A 4866-nucleotide genomic window follows, 5' to 3' on the forward strand; every position below is an offset into this window, starting at 1 on the left:
GGCGGATCAAGATAGAACAGCGTGTCGGGGTGGTCCACGCGGCGGATGAAATCGCCGAAATCCAGACAGGTGACACAGACCCCGGACAGGCGGCTGTGCAGCGCTTCCAGGTCAGGCTCGAGCGTGGCCAGGTTGAACCGGCCCGAGCGCTCGCGCGACAGGCCGAAGGTGCGGCCCGTGATCTTGCCGCCGAAGCTGATCTTCTGCAGATACAGAAACCGCGCCGCGCGCTGCAGATCTGTCAACGTCTCGGGGTCGACCGCGACAAGGCGCTCGAAATTTGCCTGCGTCGTGATCTGGAAGCGCAGCAGGTCGAGGAAGGCGACATAGTGTTCCTGAAGGATACGGAACAGGTTGTGCACCTCGCGCGCGCGGTCGTTGATGAATTCAGCGCGCGGACGTGATGTCCGCCGCAGGAAGATCCCGCCCATGCCGACAAATGGCTCTGCATAGGTCTTGTGGGCTGTGTCTGCGTCGATGATCGCGCAGATGCGCTTGGCCAGATTTCGCTTGCCACCGATCCACGGGGCTATCGGGCGGACGGTATTCGTGGGGGTCTGGGCCATGGTCCAGGGCCTTTCTCAGTTTGGCGCGGCGCGCGCTCTGGTGAAAGGGCTCTGGGCCTCAGGATGTTCATGGCCCGGCAGCGCGGGCACTTTATGGTCACGACGCCGGATAGCGCGTCGGGGTCTGCACAGAATAACAGCCGCGCGCAGGCGCAGCAACGAATTTGCTCTTGTGTCGGCATGGCGAATCAACCCACCTTTGCCGCCCCTGATCAGGGTGGGAGCGGCCAGAAGGTTAACGATGGTCGGCGGGGCGTATTTCGCGATTTGGCCCCGTGTTGCGGGGCGTTGTCCGCGCCCCGTGACCTCCCGAAGGGTCGCGCCCGATCAGATCTCGGACGGGATCTGCACCAGCCCCGTGGCGGCGAGTGCCGCGCGCGCATCCACCCCAAGGATCAGCAAAAGCGTGCCGGGCATGGCCAGCGGCGCGCCTGCCGTGCCCTCATGTGTCACCAGCGCGTCCGACGCGCGGTTGGCCCCGGTTTCATTTATGCGGTTATGGCCCACGTCCCATGCGGGGCGGGTCAAGGTGCCGGTGGCGCGGTCCAGCCAACCCGGCGCGACCAGAAAACTTGCGACTGCGAACCGGCTGCCCTCGCGCTGATAGGTCGGCGGGTCGAATGTCGCGCAATGGACAAGGCCATCCAGCGCGATCATGGCCCAGTTATTGGCGTCCGAAATCATCGCTTCGGGGCAGATGGCGGTCAGGGTTGTCTGTGTCATAACGAGATTCCGAATATGCTGGCGAGCGTGGTGGTCAAGGAGGCCCGGACGGTGTTGGCCAGCGCGGTCGGCATGACAGCGACAAAGGCGATTTCCCCGTCAACCAGGTTCAAACCGCCCCGCCAGCCCGGATATTGCAGGCCGTTGTTGAAATTGCTGTCGGTGAAATCTACCCCCGCCACCTCCAACACGACCCAGTCTTCGGTCACCCACGCATTGTAGAGATCGCCGCGCGTCGGCGCGGGGATCAGGCTGCCGTTGACATAGCGCGCGTTGCCCGCGCCGATTGTGGTTTCCGAACTGCCGCTTTGATACAGCGCGATATAGAGACCGTCGACGCCTCCGGCCAACACACGCGCGTCGTCGGTCGCCGCAGACTGCAGCCGTGCGACCATGACCAGCGACATATCGGCCCCCTGCCAGCCGCCCGGCGGAACGATCACGCGGTCGCTGACCCCGTCGAACTCCTGCCACCACAGATTGCCCGCGCGGCGCAGCACTGGCTGGTGCGCGGTCACGGCTTGGGTCGCGTGAAACCCGCCGCTGCCCAAGTCGGTGATCCGGGCCACATGCGCGTCGGCCTGCCCAATGCCCGCGCCTGCCAGATCGGGATGCGTCCAGAGCGGGTCAAAGCCGTGAAGCTCGATCACGCCCGGATCGTCCAGAAGGGGCTTGCGGGCGCGCCACAGACCCGCGCCAGCCTTGATCGCGCGCGCCTCGCCAGCGCCGGTCATGACGCGCCGTGCCGTTGTCAGATCGAGCTTAGGCATCGACCAGCACCACCAGTTCCAGCGCGCCGGGATTGGCCGCATCGAATGCCGCCGGGTCGGTCAGCACCGTGATGGTCACGGACGCGCCTTGCGGGCCGATCTCGCCCTGTGGGCCTGCGGGTCCGACTGGACCTTGCGAGCCTACTGGCCCCACCGGCCCCTCTGGGCCGATCTCGCCGGTGTCACCCTTCAGGCTGGCCAGCCACTCGGCGCGGGTGCCGATGAAGCCCTCGGCCAGCGCCTCTTCATAGGCATCGCGGCCCGGCAGCGCGCCATCGAGAACAAAGGTCTTGCCCGTGGCAAGGTCGGTCATGGTGGTGCTCATGGCGTCATCGCCTCCGTGATTTGCAGAAAAAAGGTCTGGCTTGGGATCGTGTGGCCGAGGCGGGCATATTCCACCTCGCAGGCATGCAGGCCGACAGGCAGGTCGCCAATCCCCCACAGCTCGAACAGGCGTGCGTCCAGATCGACCACGCCTGCCGGGATCGCGCGGGCGGTGCCGCCGCTGTCGCGGGCCGACGCGGTGATTGCGACGTCCGCCAGCGCGAACTCCGTATGAAATCGCAGGCGGCGGGTGTCGCCGCGCTTGCGGGTGATGGTGATCATGCCGCGTCTCCCTTTTCGGCTTGGATGGATGTGGTCAGCCCGGCGCCCAGCTCGTGACGCACTTCGGTCAGGTGCCATCGCCCCGCGAATTCCGGCCGCATGTCGGTGAATTCCGCCAAGCCCCCGGCAAACAGCGCGGGCATGAAGCGTGCGCACTCGGCGCTGATCTTGACCTCGCCCCGGCGGGCACGGGCCAGCGCGGCCGTCGCCACGTCGCGCGCGACCTCCTCGGACGGGTAGACATGGCGCAATCGGCGCGCAGGTTGGCCGTCGCCCACCCGGACCAGCTTCTTCTCGGCCGTGCCGGTCAGTTGCGCCTCTGCCTCGACCGCCTGGTCCTTTTCGCGGGCGCTGATCTCGTATCCCCACCACATCAGGTCGGCGCGGTCCAAGCGCACCGGCACCTTGGCGTCGCCCCCAGCTGTCTGCGGGTCCGAGCGGCGCACAATTACCAGCTTGCCGCCCGACGCCTTGGCGGTTGCGTCCAGATCGCGGGCCAGCCGGGTCAGGAAATGCAGATCGCTTTCGGAGGTCTGCGCGACATAGGCAAAGCGCGCCTCTTGCAGGCTTTCGCCCAGAACCAGCTCCAGCCCGGCGCGGCCTGCGATCTCGTCCGCGATCTCGCGCAGTGACCGGTCCTCATGCGCCTTTGTGCGCGGGGCGCGGGCCGTCTCGCGCAGGTCCACCGCCGCCGCCGTGATGGTCATCCGGTCGGGCGGGCCTTCGCCGCTGATGCTCTCGACCTCGAACCGGCCCATATCGAACAGCCCCGCGCCCTTGGTGCCCAGCGAGACCTGCAGGCGCGACTTGATCGGCGGCGCGTCCAGCCGTCCGTCGCGGTCATCGAGCACGATGGTCAGGCTGTCGGCGTCATTGCCATCGGCCTCGGTGATCTGCAGCGCCAGCAGCCGGTCGGCCAGCTTGGCGGTCGCGTCCTGCCCATTGGCGATGATGCGGAAATCGGGTGTCATGCGCGCCCCCAAAGCGTGATCCGCTGCGTGGTGGTCGGGGCCAGCCGGTCGGCGCTTGGTAGAAACAGCGCCAGCCCTGCCGGGTAGATCGGGCCAAGCTCTGCCAGACGCGGATGCGCGTCCAGCACTTGCGGGGCCAGCGCGTCCGATCCCAGTTCGCGGGCGCATATCTGGTCCAGCATTTCGCCCTCGGCGGTGATGTAGACGCGGCCCTCGACTGCCCCGCGCCCAGCATAGCCCGCGCGCGCGATCAGGGCCGCGTTCGCGCCGTCCAGATCGTCCAGCAGGAACAGACCGAAGGTCAGGGTCTGGACCACCAGCCCGGCGCGGGTAAAGCGAATATCGAACCACAAGCGCCCTTCCGGCAGCGCCCGTGCGTTCACGCCCGCATCCAACTCGAACACGCCCGCGCTGGCCGGGTCTTCAACTGTCACGGCGAGCGGCCATGCGGCCCCCAGATCGCTGCGCAGGCTCGACGCGATATCCACCCCCGTCAGCTCCGACGCGACGGTCAGGCGCAGGCGCAGCGGCGCGCCTTGGGCTTTGCGAAACGCGATCATGCCCGGTCCTCGCCATAGCTGCGCAACAGGATGCGAAAGTCGATCTGCTTGGGCGCACCGTCCGACATGAAAATCGTGCGGGTTTCCTCGACCGACAGGATGACCCATCGCTGGAACACCCAGCCCAGCCCGTCGACCAGCATCAGGGGCTGGCCGGTGCGCGCGGCCAGCCGCATGAATTCAACCTGTCGCAGCCCGCCCCGGTAATGCGGGTGGATCGTGCCTTCCAGCGTCACGTCCTCGGCACCCGGACCCATGAATTGCTGCGCAGGGTCGCGTCCCAGCCGGTCCTGCTGCTCCCAGCGGTAGGCTGCGACGCGGCGCAGGCTCTGGTAGCTGGTCCCGGTCACGCCAAAGCGGAACGCGCCAAGGGCCATCATCACGGTCGCGATCATGTCAGCCCCCCGTCATGCAGCGCGTGGCGCTGGCTGAAGGACGCGCGCAGCTGGCGGTCGACCTCGCGGGCAATCTCGCGCGGGTCCATGCCGGGGGGCGCGTGGACGTGGATATCGCCGATCTGGATGGACGGGCCTGCGCGGGACGCGCCGCCGCCACGGGCCAGATCGGTGCCCTTGATCACGCTGCCCGGCACGCTTGGCGAAAAGAACTCCTGGTTGCGCTCGTTGATCTCGTAGATGAAACCGGGGCGCACAACGCCGCCACTGTCGCG

At 67.3% G+C, this 4866-nt stretch carries 10 protein-coding genes; all 10 read right to left on the reverse strand.

The annotated features are described in order from the left end of the window. Positions 1-566: DNA adenine methylase (locus tag ROE7235_RS18685; protein ID WP_147434273.1), on the reverse strand; the 566-nt coding region annotated here is incomplete at its 3' end. After that, entirely contained in the window at positions 530-748 is a 219-nt protein-coding gene (locus tag ROE7235_RS21040; protein WP_121097361.1) for a Com family DNA-binding transcriptional regulator, read from the reverse strand. The genes ROE7235_RS18685 and ROE7235_RS21040, both read right to left, overlap by 37 nt. 145 nt (positions 749-893) lie before the next feature. Beyond that, complete coding sequence (locus tag ROE7235_RS18695; protein ID WP_121097363.1) at positions 894-1289, reverse strand: hypothetical protein; 396 nt, start codon at positions 1287-1289, stop codon at positions 894-896. Then, the gene (locus tag ROE7235_RS18700; RefSeq protein ID WP_121097366.1) at positions 1286-2059 is read right to left on the reverse strand and encodes a hypothetical protein; all 774 of its coding nucleotides are present in this window, start codon (positions 2057-2059) and stop codon (positions 1286-1288) included. Before ROE7235_RS18700 ends, ROE7235_RS18695 begins: the two co-directional genes overlap by 4 nt. After that, on the reverse strand, positions 2052-2384 hold the full coding sequence (locus tag ROE7235_RS20300) for a collagen-like protein (RefSeq protein ID WP_183073586.1): 333 nt from the start codon (positions 2382-2384) through the stop codon (positions 2052-2054). The genes ROE7235_RS18700 and ROE7235_RS20300 overlap by 8 nt, the downstream gene beginning before the upstream one ends. Then, positions 2381-2665: a hypothetical protein gene (locus ROE7235_RS18710; protein ID WP_121097372.1), complete on the reverse strand. Its 285-nt coding sequence runs from the start codon at positions 2663-2665 to the stop codon at positions 2381-2383. The genes ROE7235_RS20300 and ROE7235_RS18710 overlap by 4 nt, the downstream gene beginning before the upstream one ends. After that, positions 2662-3636, reverse strand: coding sequence for a contractile injection system protein, VgrG/Pvc8 family (locus ROE7235_RS18715; protein WP_183073585.1), 975 nt, complete (start codon positions 3634-3636; stop codon positions 2662-2664). Before ROE7235_RS18715 ends, ROE7235_RS18710 begins: the two co-directional genes overlap by 4 nt. Next, a complete protein-coding gene (locus ROE7235_RS18720) occupies positions 3633-4196 on the reverse strand; it encodes a tail protein X (protein WP_121097378.1) in 564 nt (187 codons plus the stop codon). Before ROE7235_RS18720 ends, ROE7235_RS18715 begins: the two co-directional genes overlap by 4 nt. Next, the gene (locus ROE7235_RS18725; protein ID WP_121097381.1) at positions 4193-4591 is read right to left on the reverse strand and encodes a phage tail protein; all 399 of its coding nucleotides are present in this window, start codon (positions 4589-4591) and stop codon (positions 4193-4195) included. Before ROE7235_RS18725 ends, ROE7235_RS18720 begins: the two co-directional genes overlap by 4 nt. Continuing rightward, positions 4588-4866 (reverse strand): hypothetical protein (locus ROE7235_RS20305; protein ID WP_370743957.1); only part of this gene is annotated, 279 nt, incomplete at its 5' end. The genes ROE7235_RS20305 and ROE7235_RS18725, both read right to left, overlap by 4 nt.

Origin of the sequence: Roseinatronobacter ekhonensis, from assembly GCF_900499075.1 — a bacterium.
Classification (GTDB): Bacteria; Pseudomonadota; Alphaproteobacteria; order Rhodobacterales; family Rhodobacteraceae; genus Roseinatronobacter; species Roseinatronobacter ekhonensis.